Origin of the sequence: Paraburkholderia sp. GAS334 (assembly GCF_050436625.1) — a bacterium.
Classification (GTDB): domain Bacteria; phylum Pseudomonadota; class Gammaproteobacteria; order Burkholderiales; family Burkholderiaceae; genus Paraburkholderia.
The window spans coordinates 23,256-39,553 of the sequence record NZ_JBNDMO010000039.1 but is presented as its reverse complement, the minus strand read 5'-3'; the positions used below and the strand labels follow the sequence as shown (position 1 = coordinate 39,553).

General features: G+C 62.5%; 15 protein-coding genes and 1 pseudogene. 5 read left to right on the top strand and 11 right to left on the bottom strand.

The annotated features are described in order from the left end of the window. Positions 1-106 precede the first annotated feature (106 nt). Positions 107-340, top strand: a pseudogene (locus P3T21_RS34490) (DUF3237 domain-containing protein); the annotation flags it as partial. A gap of 56 nt (positions 341-396) precedes the next feature. Here the strand turns inward: P3T21_RS34490 and P3T21_RS34485 are convergent. From P3T21_RS34485 to P3T21_RS34465, 5 genes are all read right to left on the bottom strand, one after another. Further along, positions 397-1,527 (bottom strand): porin, encoded by a 1,131-nt coding sequence (locus P3T21_RS34485; protein WP_429260370.1) that lies wholly within the window; start codon positions 1,525-1,527, stop codon positions 397-399. Between the two features lie 43 nt (positions 1,528-1,570). Beyond that, positions 1,571-2,116, bottom strand: a complete 546-nt coding sequence (locus P3T21_RS34480; protein WP_429260369.1) for a hypothetical protein — start codon at positions 2,114-2,116, stop codon at positions 1,571-1,573. Positions 2,117-2,202: 86 nt separating this feature from the next. Further along, a complete protein-coding gene (locus P3T21_RS34475) occupies positions 2,203-3,546 on the bottom strand; it encodes an MFS transporter (RefSeq protein WP_429260368.1) in 1,344 nt (447 codons plus the stop codon). A 107-nt stretch (positions 3,547-3,653) separates the two neighbouring features. Continuing rightward, positions 3,654-4,013 carry a protocatechuate 3,4-dioxygenase gene (locus P3T21_RS34470; RefSeq protein ID WP_429260367.1) on the bottom strand — a complete coding sequence of 120 codons (360 nt, stop codon included), beginning with the start codon at positions 4,011-4,013 and terminating at the stop codon, positions 3,654-3,656. Next, the gene (locus P3T21_RS34465; protein ID WP_429260366.1) at positions 4,010-4,855 is read right to left on the bottom strand and encodes a gallate dioxygenase; all 846 of its coding nucleotides are present in this window, start codon (positions 4,853-4,855) and stop codon (positions 4,010-4,012) included. The genes P3T21_RS34470 and P3T21_RS34465 overlap by 4 nt, the downstream gene beginning before the upstream one ends. A 394-nt stretch (positions 4,856-5,249) precedes the next feature. Here P3T21_RS34465 and P3T21_RS34460 point away from each other — a divergent pair, with 394 nt between their 5' ends. Further along, positions 5,250-5,951: a GntR family transcriptional regulator gene (locus P3T21_RS34460; protein WP_429260365.1), complete on the top strand. Its 702-nt coding sequence runs from the start codon at positions 5,250-5,252 to the stop codon at positions 5,949-5,951. Positions 5,952-6,003: 52 nt separating this feature from the next. Beyond that, positions 6,004-7,251, top strand: a complete 1,248-nt coding sequence (locus P3T21_RS34455) for a LysR substrate-binding domain-containing protein (protein ID WP_429260364.1) — start codon at positions 6,004-6,006, stop codon at positions 7,249-7,251. A gap of 88 nt (positions 7,252-7,339) precedes the next feature. On the opposite strand, the gene P3T21_RS34450 is transcribed toward P3T21_RS34455, so the two are convergent. From P3T21_RS34450 to P3T21_RS34435, 4 genes are all read right to left on the bottom strand, one after another. Further along, complete coding sequence (locus P3T21_RS34450; RefSeq protein ID WP_429260363.1) at positions 7,340-8,449, bottom strand: 4-oxalomesaconate tautomerase; 1,110 nt, start codon at positions 8,447-8,449, stop codon at positions 7,340-7,342. Between the two features lie 16 nt (positions 8,450-8,465). Next, positions 8,466-9,161, bottom strand: a complete 696-nt coding sequence (locus tag P3T21_RS34445; RefSeq protein ID WP_429260362.1) for a 4-carboxy-4-hydroxy-2-oxoadipate aldolase/oxaloacetate decarboxylase — start codon at positions 9,159-9,161, stop codon at positions 8,466-8,468. Beyond that, positions 9,158-9,886 carry a PIG-L deacetylase family protein gene (locus tag P3T21_RS34440; protein WP_429260361.1) on the bottom strand — a complete coding sequence of 243 codons (729 nt, stop codon included), beginning with the start codon at positions 9,884-9,886 and terminating at the stop codon, positions 9,158-9,160. The genes P3T21_RS34445 and P3T21_RS34440 overlap by 4 nt, the downstream gene beginning before the upstream one ends. A 192-nt stretch (positions 9,887-10,078) precedes the next feature. After that, positions 10,079-11,044, bottom strand: a complete 966-nt coding sequence (locus P3T21_RS34435; RefSeq protein WP_429260360.1) for a LysR family transcriptional regulator — start codon at positions 11,042-11,044, stop codon at positions 10,079-10,081. A 395-nt stretch (positions 11,045-11,439) separates the two neighbouring features. Between P3T21_RS34435 and P3T21_RS34430 the strand changes: the two genes are divergently transcribed. Both P3T21_RS34430 and P3T21_RS34425 read left to right on the top strand, forming a co-directional pair. Then, complete coding sequence (locus P3T21_RS34430; protein WP_429260359.1) at positions 11,440-12,117, top strand: heavy metal response regulator transcription factor; 678 nt, start codon at positions 11,440-11,442, stop codon at positions 12,115-12,117. Then, the gene (locus P3T21_RS34425; protein WP_429260358.1) at positions 12,117-13,565 is read left to right on the top strand and encodes a heavy metal sensor histidine kinase; all 1,449 of its coding nucleotides are present in this window, start codon (positions 12,117-12,119) and stop codon (positions 13,563-13,565) included. Before P3T21_RS34430 ends, P3T21_RS34425 begins: the two co-directional genes overlap by 1 nt. On the opposite strand, the gene P3T21_RS34420 is transcribed toward P3T21_RS34425, so the two are convergent. After that, complete coding sequence (locus P3T21_RS34420) at positions 13,540-15,036, bottom strand: efflux transporter outer membrane subunit (protein ID WP_429260357.1); 1,497 nt, start codon at positions 15,034-15,036, stop codon at positions 13,540-13,542. The two genes, P3T21_RS34425 and P3T21_RS34420, sit on opposite strands and share 26 nt — an antisense overlap. Before the next feature lie 26 nt (positions 15,037-15,062). Beyond that, positions 15,063-16,289: an efflux RND transporter periplasmic adaptor subunit gene (locus P3T21_RS34415; RefSeq protein WP_429260356.1), complete on the bottom strand. Its 1,227-nt coding sequence runs from the start codon at positions 16,287-16,289 to the stop codon at positions 15,063-15,065. Positions 16,290-16,298: the final 9 nt, after the last annotated feature.

The window sequence follows — 16,298 nt, the reverse complement described above, 5'->3', positions numbered from 1 at the left end:
CGCTGCAAACAGGATGGGCCGAAGTTAACATTGACTCCACCCGTTTACAAGCGAAAACACACACCGTCACCTACAGACTTGTGGGTAATCCTGAGTCCTCAAGACGGATGATGACGTGCTGGTCGGCATGTCGTATAAAGGTGTCCGGTCCGGGCCGCCCGGTGTCCTCGACCAGATCAATCGGGGCATTGTTGTCGATCCCGGCAGCTACTATTTCCGGATCAACCCAATCTTCGAGGTCGCCTCGCCAAAATACGACTGGCTCAACAACGTGCTCGCCATCGGCGTGGGTCACCGGTTGTCCGATGGCCCCGTCTATAGCGTCTTCGAGGTGCTTTAGGCAACAGCGCCCTCCCGAACTCGCCGGGCCGTTTGTGCAGACAGGCGGCACACCTGTCAGAACAGGTGACGAATGCCCACCTGCACGCCGGTTTCATTCTGGCCACGGTCTGGCGTCAGGAACGAACCTGTTGTGATGCTGGCCCCCGCCATCTTGAACTGGGCCGATTTGTAGTTATTCAACCGCGAGATGACGCCATAGAGTCGCGTCGCTTTTGAAAGGTCGTAGTTCACAATCGCGCTCATCTGGCTTGCATCATTCCCGAGCGACGAGCTGTCCTTGATGTAGGCATATCCGGCACCGACGGCGAAGAAAGGACTGAACCGGTAATCGGCAGATAGCGACCAGGTGCTGTGATAATCGCCACGCGTGTTGCCTACCGGACCGACCGCCGGGTCATATTTCCCTGCTGGATTCGTCAACGCGTTCCCTGTCGTGGCGGAAATCACGTCGTTGGCCCTGAAAAAGCCGAGATAGATCTTTCCCCAGCCATAATCAAAGTTTCCGCCCGCCATGATTTCCTGAACACGGTTAGTGTTTGTGGCGTTGGCTGCATTCAGGTATGCCAGCGCGAGATAAACCGGACCCTGGGTCGTTTGCACTCCAACCTGGTAGACGGCATTTCCCGCCAGCGTCCCGGGCTGCCCCCCGACCGAATAGTGAGCTTCGAGCTGGGTGCCCAGCACTCTCGGAGAGATGTAGCTGATGTCGTTATCGACACGGGCCTGCCAGTTGGCGAAATTGTTATAGCCGGATCCATACGTTGCGGCACTGAACGCATCGAGATTTCCGCTCCACGCGAACATGGGCGTATTCTGGCGGCCGAACCTCACTTCGCCGTAAGGCGCCGCGACGCCGACCCACGCCTGCCGGTCGAAAAACCGGTACGGATTCTGCTGCTTGCCCGTCCCGGGATCAAATCCGTTCTCCAGAACAAACGTGGTGCGGTATCCTCCGCCAAGATCTTCCGATCCGCGCAGCCCCCAACGGCTTGTGAGTTCGCCGTTGTTCCCAAGCACATACAGGGACGTATTCTTCCCTCCTACTTTCGCCGACTGATAGCCCGCGAAGACGTCCATGATCCCGTACATCGTCAGCGATGACTGCGCGTGCGCCTCCCCTGCACCCATCGCTCCAATAGCTACCGTCATCAGTAGTACTTTGTTTTTAGATTTCGATTTTTTCACCTTGTCTCCTGTCGTTAACCCAATCTGTTCAAAACCGGCAGCGTCAGTGCGCCGATTCCGGAGCCAGCAGTCTCTTCACGATCAGTGCGAGTGGAACGGTAAAGAAGAAATGGGACATGAATCCGCCAATGATCACAGCGGGGTCGTAATAATTGGGGTGATTGTCGGACACGATCATGATCGCCACATGCATCACGATCCACGCGAGGACGGCGTAAAACAATGCGACGAAAGTCGCTTCATATCCGCGTCGGCGGAAATACGGCCAGATCATGGCGAACAGGACACCCCACGCAATCGCGAAACAAAAGTGAATGCCTGTACCGACGAAATACGCCCATACACCGATCGACTCCTGCACCGCCTTGCCGAACACGAGGCCCGTCGCGTTGCGTGGAATGCCGGCTAAGGGCATCAGGTGCTGCGCCCCCACCCACACAAGAGCCTCGTAAATCCAGATGATCACCGCGCCGGCCAATCCGCCGGCCACTCCGGCGCGCAAGATTGCCTTGCGACCCGGCTTGTCCAGAACACCAGACGCCACACCGTTATTGAGCTCACTCCCGCTCACGCTGAAATTGCCACCCATGTCTGCTCTCCTCGAAAAAAACTTATATGGTGGATGTCATGCCGCGGATGATCCACACCATTGCGCGCACAACTTCCTTTGCGGGCTCACGCGTCGGCCATCGGACAGGTAATGAACCGGAGCGCGAGGCGGTTCATGACGATGGCCACGGCGGCGATGATTGCCGGAACAGCGAGCACGGAAAATACGGTCGAAAAACTGAAGCCAAGGGACAGCAATGCACCGCCGACGAGTGAGCCAAGAATGCCGCCGAGCCGGCCGAACCCAAGCATCCAGCTCACGCCCGTTGCCCGGGCGCGGGTCGGATAGCAACTCGGCGCAAGCGCGTTCAGACCTGTCTGCGCGCCGCTCATGAAGAATCCGGCGCATGCCACGAGGACAGGAAGCAGGTCCGACTTGAGCGTTCCCATTCCCAGCGCAAAGATGAATACCCCTCCAAGCAGATAGGACGCTCCGATCACTGCATTGCGATCCATACGGTCCATGGCAAACCCGACCGCGATCGCGCCCACCGTACCGCCAAGCTGGAACATTCCGGTGATCGCCGCCGCGCGCTCTACCGGCAAACCTGCATCCTTGATCAGCGTCGGGAGCCAGCCGGTCAGCAGATAGATGATCAGCAGTCCCATGAAGTACGTGAGCCAAAGCATGAGCGTACTGAGCGCATAACCATCCGCGAACAGCATCCGAACCGGCGTCTTGACAGAAATCGTCGGTTCCGGCGCGGTAAATCTCACGTCGCGATCGAAGGCGTGACCACACACCCGCCCCAAGGTCGCTGCGATCCGGGAGGTTCCAACGTTGCGCACGAGCATCAGTCGGGCAGACTCAGGGAGCAGCCACAGAAGCAATGGCACCGTCACGAGCGGCAGGATGCCGCCGAACATGAACACGGCGCGCCAGCCGAAATGCGGAATCAGCGCAGCTGCAACAAAACCGCCAGCACCCGATCCAAAATTGAAGCCCGTGAACATGATCGTCAAAAGCAGCGATCGGCTTCGCGTCGGCACGTATTCCGACAGCAGCGTAGTCGAATTCGGCATCGCAGCGCCAAGCCCGAGGCCGGTCAGGAAGCGCAGTATGATCAGTTGAGTGGGCGATTCGGCAAATGCGCAGAGCAGGCTGAAGAGGCCAAAGCAGAATACCGATCCGATCAGCACTTTCTTGCGCCCCACGCGGTCGGCAGCGGGCCCGGCGACGAGCGCGCCGATCGCCAGCCCGACCATTGCTGCACTCATCACAGGACCGAACGCAGCACGGCTCACGCTCCAGTCATGCATGATGACAGGCGCCACGAAGCCCATTACGGCAGTGTCGAGGCCGTCCATCGTGACGATCAGAAAACATAGAGCGAGTACCAGCCACTGATAAGCTGACATCTTGCGCGCGTCGATGAACGCCTTGATGTCGACTGATTCTGCAGGTTTCATGCGTGTCTCCAGACAAAAGATTCCCCGCCCCGGGTTCTGTCGACTCCGGGGTCATATTTCCATGCAAAAGAGAGGCGCCTGCGTGCTATACCGGGCGGCTCATCACATCAGACCGCCTCGGGCACCCTGCGCGTCTTGAGAAACGCTTCGAGCGTCTCCCCCCGCATGCTGGCGTACATGCCCAGATTCGTTACCTTCACCACGCGCGCGAATTTCTCGAGCACGAAGAAGCACACGCCGTAGCGAATCAGGCCAAGCCAGTCTGCGTTGTCCACCAGTGCCCGCTCCTCATCGGTCAGGCTGGCTGCGTCGTACGCCGATGCGCGGCTTTCGAGCCACAGCGCGCGCGCCGACGGCTCGCGCATCTGCCAGAAAAAGCGGTTTAGCCGCATCGCCTTGATGCTCTGGCGAATATCGAACGGATAGGTACCGGTCAATTCCTCGACACCTGTCAGTTGAGGGTTCATTGCGTCACCTCGTCCTCATAGATCGTTACCGCCATCGCGGTACTCGTCGCGAGATAGTAGTTGCGATGGAGTTCGCGGATCCGCGGTCCAAGTGCTCCGCGCATCGCGAGCCACATAATGGTTTCGACGCTTTCTGCTCCGCCAAGCCGCACATAGTCGACATGCTTCATCGCCGCGAGGCGCTGCGGATCACGGACGACCAGATCAAGGAACTCCATGTCCCAGTCTGTATTGTTGAAGCCGCTACGCTCGCCGTGAACCTGATGGGAAAGACCGCCGGTGCCGACCACCACGACGTCCAGATCCTGCTCGAACGACTCGATTGCGCGGCGCAGGGCCTGGCCGAGGCGGTAGCAACGGTTCGCCGTGGGCAGCGGATATTGCAGGACGTTGACCTCCATCGGCACCAGCGACATCGGCCAGCCGCCCTCATGCGGCAACATCAGTGATAGCGGCGAATTGCAGCCATGGTCGAGTGGACGGTCCTGGAAAATCGTGAGATCGAATTCGTCGGAGACCAGTTGCTCCGCGATGTGAATCGCGAGATCCGGATGACCCGCGATGTCAGGCAGCGGACGCTTGCCTGCCCCCTCGTCGGCAAACTCATGATTGGGAGAGACGCCCAGTGCGAATGTCGGATAACAGTCGAAGAAGAAGCTGTTTGCGTGATCGTTATAGAACATCACCATCACATCTGGCTTGCGCTCCGCAAGCCACTTCGCCACGGGTTCGTAGCCTCTGAAGAGAGGCGCCCATGCCGGATCGTTCTGCTTGCCCTTGTCGTACGCCATGCCTATCGTGGGCACATGTGACGTGCCGATCCCGCCTATGATCCTTGCCATTTCGATGCCTTCCGTTGCTTCAGCCCGCGTTCTTCGAGCGCGCAAATTGAATAAGTTGCCTCCGCCGCCCGCTTGCGAAGAACGACCCGTTGGGATACGAAGATATTAAAACCCGCGCCTTACCGAAAGTACGGGTAAAACCTGATCCACCCCGGAATATCCGGTGTTTATTGGGCATTCCGGATTCCCGGGCTGGAACAGAGGCCGCTGGAAGCCGCGCCGCATAAAGGCCCGTTGGTATCCCGTGCTTTCTATGGGACGTATCTTTCGAGCTGACTGATTCAGGTAGCCATAACTGGATTAGATGGCAAAAAAACGAAGTCGCAAGCTCGCCTGCGCGCGGGATGCGACACTTCACATGTCGCTATACTTCTGGCAACAGAGACAGATAGACATGAACGAGACCACACAGCAGGCAATAGTTCAGACACTGCGCGAAAAGATACTTGCCGGTGAGATGGAACCGGGGCAGCGCCTCGTGGAAGCGCAGGTCGCGCAATGGCTTGGCGTGTCACGCACGCCGCTGCGTTATGCGCTCAGCGTGCTGTCGTCGGAAGGGCTGCTTGAACGGTCAGGCGCGCGAGGGTACGTCGTGCGCCGGTTCAGCGTAAGCGATGTCCTGGATGCGATCGACGTGCGCGGTGTGCTCGAAGGGCTCGCCGCCCGCTCCGTTGCGGAACGGCGAGTCGATGCCGCACTCGCGCGTTCGCTCGAAGAATGCCTGCGCGAAGGCGACGCGATTTTTGAGGCCGGTTACCTGCGCGAAGGCGACGAAACGCGATACGCGTCGATGAATGGACGCTTCCATGCGCTTATCGTCGATGCCGCGCAGAATTCCGCAGTCAGCGCCGCGCTCAGGCTGAACGACAAGGTCCCGTTCGTCTCGCCGCTTACAGTCGTCTTCGATGAAACTGCAAGAGAGCGACAGTTCATGATGTTGATGTATGCCCACCGTCAGCATCATGCGATCGTGGGAGCGCTCCTGAATGGCGAAGGCGCGCGAGTGGAAGCATTAATGAAGGAACATACGCATATTTCGAAAGAAAGCCTCAACCTCTCCTCTCCCCGACTCCATCTGATTGCTGGGGCGGCATAAAGCCGGTCAAGTGCCCGGCTGGTCATCGCGCTCCTTCACGACACCTTTATCTGTGAGCAACAACGAACTCCTCAACCTCGCGCATCTGCGTGCGTTCAAACTTGTCGCCGATACGGGCAGCGCGACGCGAGCCGCCGTGGAGCTCTTCCGCGCACAGTCCGCCGTCACGCGTTCCGTGCAGGAGCTCGAGAGAGCGCTCGGCGAGCCGCTTTTCGAGCGCAAGCCGTCCGGCATGATGCTCACGCCGACTGGCCGCGCCGTTTTTGAGCGATGCGAGCGGATCTTTGCCGAGCTGGGAGAACTGGCTCATTGGTGCGCGGCACGACAGGCGCGCCGACGCGCGCTTGTGGAAGGCGCGCTGCCCGCCTATCTGCTCAATACTCGACGGCTTCAGATATTCGTTTCGCTCGCTCGCCATCGGCATATGCCGACCGCTGCGAACGCCTTTGGCATCAGCCAGCCAGCTGTGAGCAGCGCCATGCGCGTTCTCGAAAGCGGGTCAGGTCTGCGCCTCTTCCATCGCAGCGCGCGCGGGATTCTGCTCACTACCGAGGGCGAATCATTCCTGCTGAATGTGCGTCGAGCGTTGAACGAATTGCGCCATGTCCCGGACGACATTGCCGCGCTGCACGGAAATATCCAGGGTGCGGTGACCGTCGGCGCGCTGCCGCTAGGCCGGACACTGCTCCTTCCCTACGCGATTGCCCGCATGAACGCGCGGCATCCCGGTGTGCGCGTGGTGACTGATGAGAGTGCCTACGAAACGCTTGTCGCCGGGCTGCGCGCGGGCGACATCGATTTCATCCTGGGTGCGTTGCGGGACAACGACGCAACGAGCGGCTTGCAGAATGAGCGGCTGATGTCGGAAGACATGGTCGTGCTGGCCCGACGTAACCATCCGCTTGCGAACGCGCGTGGACTGACGATCGCGGACTTACGCAATGCGCACTGGATTCTGCCTCGCACTCACGCTCCCGCACGCGGTCTTTTCGAAGCGCAGTTTCGGCGTGTCAAGCTAAAGCCGCCCATGCCCGCAGTCGAAACCGCGGACCTCGCGATCATTCGGGGATCGCTGTTGGGCACAGACATGGTGGCGGCTCTCTCCGCGCAGCAGCTGTATCACGAATGCGAGTCTGGCCAGCTGACTGTCCTCGACGTTGCGTTGCATAACACGCAACGCGATATCGGGCTCACAGTGCGTGCGGAAGGCACGCCCTCTCCCGCAGCACGCGCGTTAATCGATGCGATCCGGCTGGCAGTAGCCGACGTTGCGCGCGCAACGCGAACCGCCGGTCATTGACCCCGACCTGCAATACGGCGTCGGACGCTTTCGTCCGGGACGCCGCCCGCCTCACCGAACCCGGGAAACGCGACGTGCGCTGAGGCAATCACGCGGCCTCCCGCCACACGGACGCGGGAATACCCACGACCCCATCGAACAGCCATCTGGCGGTGCGAAGCAGCGCCGCGCCCAGCACTTCAGGCTTCCCTGGATCGCCACCGAGCGCAAGCTCCACCGTGAACTCTCCGGTCGGATGTTCGACAGAAACCTGCCGATGGGCTCCGTCAGCACTCACGACGGCAAGACCCTCGCACACCGTGCCGGACAGCACGGCCGCCGTCGCGACGCTCACGGCGCCCAACACGCCGATCGACGCATGGCATCGGTGCGGAATAAAGCTGCGTGTGCAAATCGCGCCGTTGTTGCGCGGCGCTGCAACCAGGCACATCTTCGGCACCGTGCGCGCGCTCACGTCGCCGAGATTCATCAGCGGCCCGACGGCAAGACGAATCGCTTCGATGCGCGACTTCAATTCAACGTCGGCGTCGAGCTGCTCCCGCGTCTCGTATCCGGTGCGCCCCAGATCGCGTGCGCGGATCAGCACGAGCGGCATGCCGTTATCGATGCAGGTCACGTCGACACCATTGATCGTGTCCATGAGACGACCGGTCGGCAGAAGCGCACCGCAGGTCGAGCCTGCGGTATTGCGAAACTCAAGCGGAATCGCGGCAGCGGTGCCGGGCACGCCGTCGATCCTGGCGTCGCCTTCGTACATCACGCGGCCGCCGGGCGTCGACACGGTTGCTACTGCGATCTGCCCGGTGTTCACCATATGGATTGAGACCTGCGTACTGCCCCGACGCGCGTCGACGAGTCCGCGCTCGATCGCGAAAGGACCCACGCCCGCCAGAATGTTGCCGCAGTTCTGCCCGAAGTCGACCCGGGCCTCGTTCACCACGACCTGGGCGAACAGGTAGTCGACGTCGGCGTCGCTACGTGTAGAGCGCGACACGATCGCAACCTTGCTCGTCAAAGGATCGGCTCCGCCGATACCATCGATCTGGCGCGGGTCGGGAGAACCCATCACGGCAAGCAGCACGCGATCGCGCGCGGCGGGATCGGCAGGCAGGTCCGAGGCGAGAAAATAAGCGCCTTTCGACGTGCCACCGCGCATCATCATGCACGGAATGCGGGTCTGACTGCTGAGTGCGGACATAGGTCTCGTCCTTCCGTCAAACGTCCGCCGCCGACGCGACGTAGTGCAGGCCCTTTTCAGCAAGACGTTCGCGCATCGCATAGTAGTCGAGCCCAGGCGTGCCGCCAGCGAGCACCGCGCGCGTTTTCTCTTCCCTGGCCATACGCGCCTGTGACGCCTCGGCCACGCGCTGCACCGTGTGCAGCGGGACCACCACGACGCCATCGTCATCGGCCACGATCACGTCGCCTGGATGCACGATCTGCTGTGCGCACACCACCGGAATGTTGACCGAACCGAGTGTCTCCTTGACTGTGCCCTGTGCGGAAACCGCCTTCGACCAGACCGGAAAATTCATTGCTTCCAGCGCGCGCAGATCGCGACACCCGGCATCGATGATGAGACCCCGCACACCGCGCGCCGCAAGCGAGGTCGCCAGCAATTCGCCGAAGTAACCGTCCTCGCAGGGCGATGTGGGCGCGACGACCAGCACGTCGCCCTCACGACACTGCTCGACTGCAACGTGCAACATCCAGTTGTCAGACGGCGGCACGAGCACTGTGACGGCAGAGCCGGCAATCGCTGCCCCCCGATAGATCGGACGCATATACGAGGCCAGCAGACCCAGCCGGCTTTGCGCTTCGTGCACGGTCGCAACGCCTGCCCGCAGCAGTACCGCTACGTCACGCGCATCGGCGCGCGGAATATCAGTCACCACCACACCGCGTCTCATGCCAGGTCTCCCGTCACTGCGGGCGTCATGCGCATATAGCCTTCAGCGTATCTGATGTCGAGCGCCGCCGTAATGCCGATGTTGCGTTTGGCCTGCACGCCGCGCTGCAGTGCAACCCGCGTGTAGTAGTCCCACAGGTGCTCCTGTCCGGCCATGCATTCGATTGCGCGTCGCTTGATGTCCCACACCCCGGTGATGTCGAGGAATGTATTGGGTATCCACTCGCACTGCTCGGTCTGGTGTGGCTCGAATGCGTACACCGACGGTGCGCCGATGATCTTCTGCCCGGGATCATGGCCCTCGGCCTGTGCAATGATTCGCGCTTCCTGCGCGACATGCATCGCGAGCGGATGATCGAAATTGTAGGGGTCCTTTGACGAGTGACTCAGCACGAACGCCGGCTGCACATCCCGGTATACGTCGACGAGGCGCAACAGCGCTTCGTCCCGCACGCGCAACGGATAATCGCCGAGATCGAAGAATTCCACCTCGGCGCCGAGGATTTCCGCAGCCTGCTCTGCTTCGTCACGACGTGCCGCCTTGACCTTCTCGACGGTCATCTCACCCTTGCGCCAAAGCTTCGCCGACTCGCCACGCTCACCAAAGGACAGACACACCACCTTGGCCCGGTATCCGTTCTTTTTGTGCAGCGCGATCGCGCCACCTGCGCGCCATACGAAGTCGGCGCTGTGTGCGCTCACCACCAGCATCGATTTTTCTGCCATTTTCAGCTCACTGTTGTTCCGTCATTACCAGAGCCAATTGTAGGACTCAAGGCAGTCACCAGATCAACGAATTAGCCGTATGACGCCATCGAATTTACTTATCGGGCGAGGTCCGCGACCTATGACATTGCGACGTCCCCCAAACGCTTGAACGTCGTCATTCGCTTCATGCCCCTCGAATGCCTCCCCCACTCAGGCCGCTTCGTCTGCCTCGATCCGGCGCAGAATCTGGCGCACATGTGACACATCACGATTCACGTGCCGCGCCGTCTCGAACAGTTCCGCGAGCCAGTCGATGAACGCACGCACGCGCGGCGGCACGCTGCGATGACGCAGATACGCCACCGATACCGGCATCGGCGCGGGCCTGTGGTGCGGCAGCACTTCACGCAGCCGCCCGGAGTCGAGGTACGGCTGCGCGAGCGCCCGCGGAGGCTGGATCAGTCCGAGCCCGCGCAGTCCACATTCGAGATACGCATGCTCGTCGCTGACCTGAACGAAGCCCCCAAGCGGTACGTTGACCGTGCCGCCGTCGACCTGAAAATCGAAGTCTGCCGCGCGCCCGGTCTGCGCGCGCACGCAATTCACCGCGACGTGACCGGTCAGCTCGTCGAGCCGCTGCGGCATGCCGTGCCGCGCGAGATAGAGCACGCTTGCACAGGTCACATGCTCGAGCGCGCCGAGGGGGCGGGCCGCGAGGCCCGAATCCGGCAACGCGCCAGTCACGATGCAGCAATCGATCGCTTCGCCGACGAGGTCGACCTGCCGGTTACTGACGCCGAACGCGAGCTCGATATGCTCGTAGCGCGCGTGAAAGTCGTCGAGCGCCGGCAATACGATCGCGTTCGCGACCGCTGCCGGCATCTCGACGCGCAGCCGGCCGCGCGGCTGATTGTGCGGATGCCGCAGGCTCGCCTCGATGTCGTCGATGTCGGCGAGAATCTGCACGCAACGTTCGTAATATGCGGCGCCCTCGGCAGTCAGATTGAGCCGGCGCGTGGTGCGCACGAGCAGATGGATGCCGAGCATTGCCTCGAGGCTCTGCACCAGCGTTGTCGCGCTTGTGCGCGGAATTCCGAGCGACTGCGCAGCGCGGGTAAAGCTGTTGGTGTCGACGATACGCACGAACGTCCGCATCGCCATGATGCGGTCCATCACGGGCGCTTCTCCTGTGGATTTCAAGGCACCGCGCGCGCTGCCGGCTCGCAATGCCAATACCTGTTGGCAACGTTTGCATCTTAGGCGCCGCCACCGTGGCCGGGAATATCCGAGGCCCCGCCATATTTGTCTGGTGCTCCTGCGCGAGCGCACCGACCGTCGCGTGCCGGGGCTGGCTTCCATAAACTTAACCAATAGGTTAACTATAGAAGCTCACCCCATGAAGTCAAGCAGGGTCATGGAAATTTTTTTGGAGGTCGTGCCGGCAGCTGCAATCGTCGGACTACTGGCGGATGGCACGCCTCGCAGCCGGAGCGCAACATTGCCGGATTGTAATCATGCCAGGCAGCGCTTGCCGTTATGATTGACGGATAACCGGCGACCGGAGTGCGACGATGCGAATCCTGATCATCGAAGATGAACTCAAGACCAGTGCGTACCTGAAAAAAGGACTGGAGGAATCCGGTTATTCCGTCGATGTCGCCAACGATGGTCCGCACGGCCTGATCCTCGCCCAGGAAGAAGAGTACGAGGTCATCGTGCTCGATGTGATGCTGCCGGGCATGGACGGCTGGACCATCGTCAAGACGCTGCGCGCCACGCGCACCACGCCCGTCCTGTTTCTGACCGCGCGCGACGACGTCAACGACCGCGTCCGCGGCCTCGAACTCGGCGCGGACGACTACCTCGTCAAGCCCTTTGCCTTTGTCGAACTGCTGGCGCGCGTGCGTACGCTTGCACGTCGCGGACCGCCGCGCGAAAGCGAACTGATCAAGGTCGCTGACCTCGAAATGGATATCAACCGCCGGCGCGTGAAGCGCGGCGACACGCGCATCGATCTCACGCCGCGGGAATTCGCGCTGCTGCATCTGCTCGCACGACGTCACGGTGAAGTGCTGAGCCGCACGCAGATCGCCTCCTACGTGTGGGACATGAACTTCGACAGCGACACGAATGTGGTGGAAGTCGCGATCCGCCGGCTGCGCACCAAGATCGATGACAACTTCCCTGTGAAGCTGATCCAGACCGTGCGCGGCGTGGGTTACGTGCTCGAACCGAAGGAAGTGGGTTGATGCGCGCACGCTCGCTCACCACGACGCTCGCGCTCGCGTTCGGTGGCACGACACTCGCGGTGTTCGTGCTGGTCGGCAGCTTCGTGTATATCGCGCTCTCCCATCAGATCAAGGCACAGGACGATCTGGACATCGTGCTGGCCGCACGTCACGCGCGCCGGCTCGCGCAGGAGATCGAAACGTCACGTGGCATCGACGAGCACGCCGAGCGGCTGACCAGCATCGTGCTCGGCAACGAGGCGATGTCGATGGAGGTCGACGATGCGGGCGGACGGCGGCTGGTCGAACATAACATCGCGGGCGCGCTGGGCGCGTCAGCGGCGGCAGCGAGCAGCGCTCCGCCGCCCGGCATCACGCGCGTGCCGGCTTCGGCGCGCATCACCGAAGGGGCGATCGCCGAATGGCGCACGCCCAGCGGCGCGCCGGTTCGCGGCATCCTCGCGGACGTGATGCTGCACGACGGCGAACTGGCGACGGTGCTCGTCGCGCGTAACATGAGCGACCGCTGGCTGCTGCTCGACCGTTATCGCGACAAGCTGCACATCGCCGGCGCCGCGGGCGTCGTACTGGCGTTCCTGCTGGGCTATCTGCTGATCCGCACGTTGTTGCGGCCGTTGCGCGACATCGCCAGCAGTACAGGACGCGTGACCGTCGACCGGCTGCATACGCGGATTGCCGTGACGCGCGTGCCGCAGGAACTGGAAACCCTCGTGGCGTCGCTGAACGCGATGCTGGAGCGGCTCGACACCGGCTTTCAACGCCTGTCCGGTTTCACCGCCGACCTCGCTCACGACATGCGCACGCCGCTAGGCAACATGCGCGGCGCGACCGAAGTGGCGCTCGCGCGCCCACGTTCGAGCGACGAATACCAGACGCTGCTCGAATCGAACCTCGAAGAATGCGACCGCCTGTCGCGGATGATCGAAAACGTGCTGTTTCTCGCGCGCGCCGAGCATCCGCAATTCGTCAAACACATGCGCGAATTCGACGCCGGCCAGGAACTGACGCGCATCGCCGAATATTTCGAGGGGCTCGCCGAGGACGCCGGCGTGACCATGCGCATGACCGGCGGCTGCAAGTTGAGCGCCGATCCCGAACTCTTCCGGCGCGCCGTCAGCAACCTGCTCGCGAACGCCATGCGTTACACGCCACGCGGCGGCTTGATCACGCTGGACGCGACCGACGCCGGCGAAGGCGTACGCGTGACGATTGCGAACCAGGGCGCGCCGATCGCCGCGGAACATCTCGAACGCATCTTCGACCGCTTCTATCGGGTCGATCCATCGCGCAGCACGTTGCCTTCGTCCGAAGGCGCCGCGGGCACGAGCGGGTCGACCGGGCTCGGCCTCGCGATCGTCCGCACGATCATGGAACTGCACGGCGGCACCGTGCGTGCAGAAAGCGACGCGCAAGGCACGCGGTTCATCCTGCAGTTCCGGCGCGGTTGACCGCCGACGCGGTGGCCGGTTGTTCACCGTTCCACGAACCACCTAGCGCTTTTAGCAACAGAACGCTCGCGTCCATCTGGCGTGCGGCGATCTGGTCAGCGGTGCGTTGATTCGTCAACGCGATGGTCTGCGCGGTCACGACGTCGAGATAGCTGACGGCGCCGGCCTGGTACCGGTTCGTCGTCAGTTTCAGCGACAGGTCGGCAGCGGACGTGGCGCGCTGCTGACTCGTGGCTTCGTTCGCGAGCGTGTGCAGCGCGGAAAGGTTGTCCTCCACCTGCTGGAACGCGACCAGCACGGTCTGCCGGTAGTCCGCGACCGAGCCATCGTATTGCGCAGTCGCGTTATGCAGCGTCGCATCGCGCCGACCGCCGTCGAACAGCGTGCCCACCAGTTGAGGCCCCAGCGACCAGAACAGACTCGGCGCACTGAGCCACGGCGCGAAAAACGTGCTTTCAAGACCGGCAGTCGCGGACAGCACAAGATCGGGAAAGAACGCTGCGTGCGCTTCGCCGATCTGCGCATTTGCCGCGGCTACGCGTCGCTCCGCCGCGGCGATGTCGGGCCGTCGCTCAAGTAACTGCGACGGCAGGCCGACCGGAATATCCGGCGTCGTGAACGATTGCACCTTCGGCGGTAGCGAAAACGTCGATGCCGGTTCGCCGACCAGCGTGGCAATCGCATGCTGCAACTGCGCACGCGTGACATCGATATCCGAGTCCTGCGTGCGGGTGGCTTCGAGTTGCGTTTCGGCCTGCGCGACCGCGGATGCATCGATCGCGCCACTGCGCAGCTGTTGCTGCAACAGCTGCAGCGCTGCGCTGTATGCGCTCACTGTGTCGTCGAGCAGTTTCTTCTGCGTATCGAGCGAGCGCAGGTCGAAGTAATCGGTGGCGAGATCGGCGCTCATCGACAGGCGCACGGCTTCGAGATCGGCCGCGCTCGCCTCCGCGTTCGCCTGCGCGCCGGTGACGGCATCGCGCACGCGGCCGAACAGATCAGGCTCCCAGCTCGCCGTCACGCCCGCTGAATAGTCGGGCACGGTCTTGCCCGCGAGCGCGCGGTCCACCAGATTCTGCGACGTGCGCGAGCGGCTCTGTGCGAGCCCCGCGGTAATCGTCGGGAAAAAACCCGAGCGCTGATAGTCGATCATCGACCGCGCCTGCTGCAATTGCGCGACCGCTTTTTTAACGGTCTGGTTCGAGACGTCGATGCGTGCTTCGAGCTGGTTCAGCTCGGGGTCGTTGAAGACTGTCCACCATGCGCCACGCGGCTGGCCGTCGGCCGGCGCGGCGACGGCCCAGCCGGGGGTGGTCGCCGCAGCGGTCGCGCCGGCGTAGTGCGCAGGAACGTCGACCGCAGGGGCCTTATAGGGCGGCAGCGTCGAGCATGCCGCGAGGGTGCCCGCCAGCGCGATCGCCAGAGCGCCAGGCAGTCGTGGGCGAGTTCGGGACGGATGTGTGCGGAACATGGATGAATCCTCAGGGCAATAGCGCATCAACCGTGCGCGGCCGAAGCGATCTGGACGGTCTGGCCCGCGCTGATTGCATCGCCCGGGTTGTCGATCACGCGATCCGTCGCCGACAGGCCCGAGGTGATTTCGACATGGGTGCCGAAGTCGCGGCCGATATGAACCGTCTTCAGCACTGTCCTGTTGCTACTGTCGACCACGGCGATCGTCACGCCATCCGGCCGGAACAGCAGCGCGCTGACAGGCAGTTCGAGCGCGGGCGTCGACGTCTGCAACTGCAGATGCACCTGCGCATACGCGCCTGGCAACAGCGAGCCATCATGGTTGTCGACATCGACTTCCGTACGCAGCGTGCGGCTGACCGGATCGATCGCACCCGCGCTGCGCGCCACATGTGCCACGAAATGTCTGCCGGGATATTGCTGCGCCGTCAGGTACACGGCCGATCCCGGCGTGACATACGCCGAATCGTTCTGCGGGACGTCGACATAGACGCGCAATGTGTCCGTCTGTGCGATGTGGAAGAGTTCACCCGACATGCCCGCTGTGCCCGGCGTGCCACCCGCCGTCACGAGCGCGCCGACGTCGACATTGCGCGCGGTCACCACGCCGTCGAACGGTGCGGTGAGCTTTTCGTACGACACCAGCTCGGCCAGGTGCGTGACGTTCGCCTCTGCGGCAGCAAGCATCGCGCGGCGTGCCTCCATATCGCTAACTTTCGTATCGGTGTCCTGTTGCGAAACGGACTGCGTCGACAGCATCTCCTGCCAGCGCTTCGCGGTGCCCTGCGCGTAGTCGAAGTTCGCCCGCGCGGTGGCGGCATCGGCGCGCGCCTGGCGCAGTTGCGCATCGAGTTCGGGCGCATCGATTGTGGCGAGCGTCTGTCCCGCCTTCACGTGGGTGCCGATATCCGTCGTCCAGTGCGCAAGATAGCCGCTCGTGCGGGCATAGATCGACGCTTCCGCAAATGCCATCACGGAGCCAGGCAGCAACAGTTCCTGACCGCCCGGCGCCGCTTTCGGTGCAATCACGGCAACATTGAGCACGCGCTGCGCGTCGGTCTGCCGCGTCAGCGCGGCGCTCGCGTGAAGACGCGGCACGATGCCGATGGTCAGCAACGCACCGGCGACAACGGCGAGCGCGAGCGGCGCAATGTACCGGCGCTTTCGGGTGCGTGCCGGTTCGCCGGTTTCAGCGTGCACGGCGGGCGCGTCGCCCGGCGGCAGGTTCGGAGGCAGGGATGAATCGTTCATGGCGGATTT

Excerpts from the sequence above, each read along its gene's own strand:
- P3T21_RS34470 (WP_429260367.1), bottom strand. The coding sequence starts at position 4,013 with ATGAACCCTCAACTGACAGGTGTCGAGGAATTGACCGGTACCTATCCG.
- P3T21_RS34425 (WP_429260358.1), top strand. The coding sequence starts at position 12,117 with ATGCGCGCACGCTCGCTCACCACGACGCTCGCGCTCGCGTTCGGTGGC.
- P3T21_RS34440 (WP_429260361.1), bottom strand. The coding sequence starts at position 9,886 with ATGGCAGAAAAATCGATGCTGGTGGTGAGCGCACACAGCGCCGACTTC.
- P3T21_RS34445 (WP_429260362.1), bottom strand. The coding sequence starts at position 9,161 with ATGAGACGCGGTGTGGTGGTGACTGATATTCCGCGCGCCGATGCGCGT.
- P3T21_RS34480 (WP_429260369.1), bottom strand. The coding sequence starts at position 2,116 with ATGGGTGGCAATTTCAGCGTGAGCGGGAGTGAGCTCAATAACGGTGTG.
- P3T21_RS34420 (WP_429260357.1), bottom strand. The coding sequence starts at position 15,036 with ATGTTCCGCACACATCCGTCCCGAACTCGCCCACGACTGCCTGGCGCT.
- P3T21_RS34450 (WP_429260363.1), bottom strand. The coding sequence starts at position 8,449 with ATGTCCGCACTCAGCAGTCAGACCCGCATTCCGTGCATGATGATGCGC.
- P3T21_RS34460 (WP_429260365.1), top strand. The coding sequence starts at position 5,250 with ATGAACGAGACCACACAGCAGGCAATAGTTCAGACACTGCGCGAAAAG.
- P3T21_RS34415 (WP_429260356.1), bottom strand. The coding sequence starts at position 16,289 with ATGAACGATTCATCCCTGCCTCCGAACCTGCCGCCGGGCGACGCGCCC.
- P3T21_RS34465 (WP_429260366.1), bottom strand. The coding sequence starts at position 4,855 with ATGGCAAGGATCATAGGCGGGATCGGCACGTCACATGTGCCCACGATA.
- P3T21_RS34475 (WP_429260368.1), bottom strand. The coding sequence starts at position 3,546 with ATGAAACCTGCAGAATCAGTCGACATCAAGGCGTTCATCGACGCGCGC.
- P3T21_RS34430 (WP_429260359.1), top strand. The coding sequence starts at position 11,440 with ATGCGAATCCTGATCATCGAAGATGAACTCAAGACCAGTGCGTACCTG.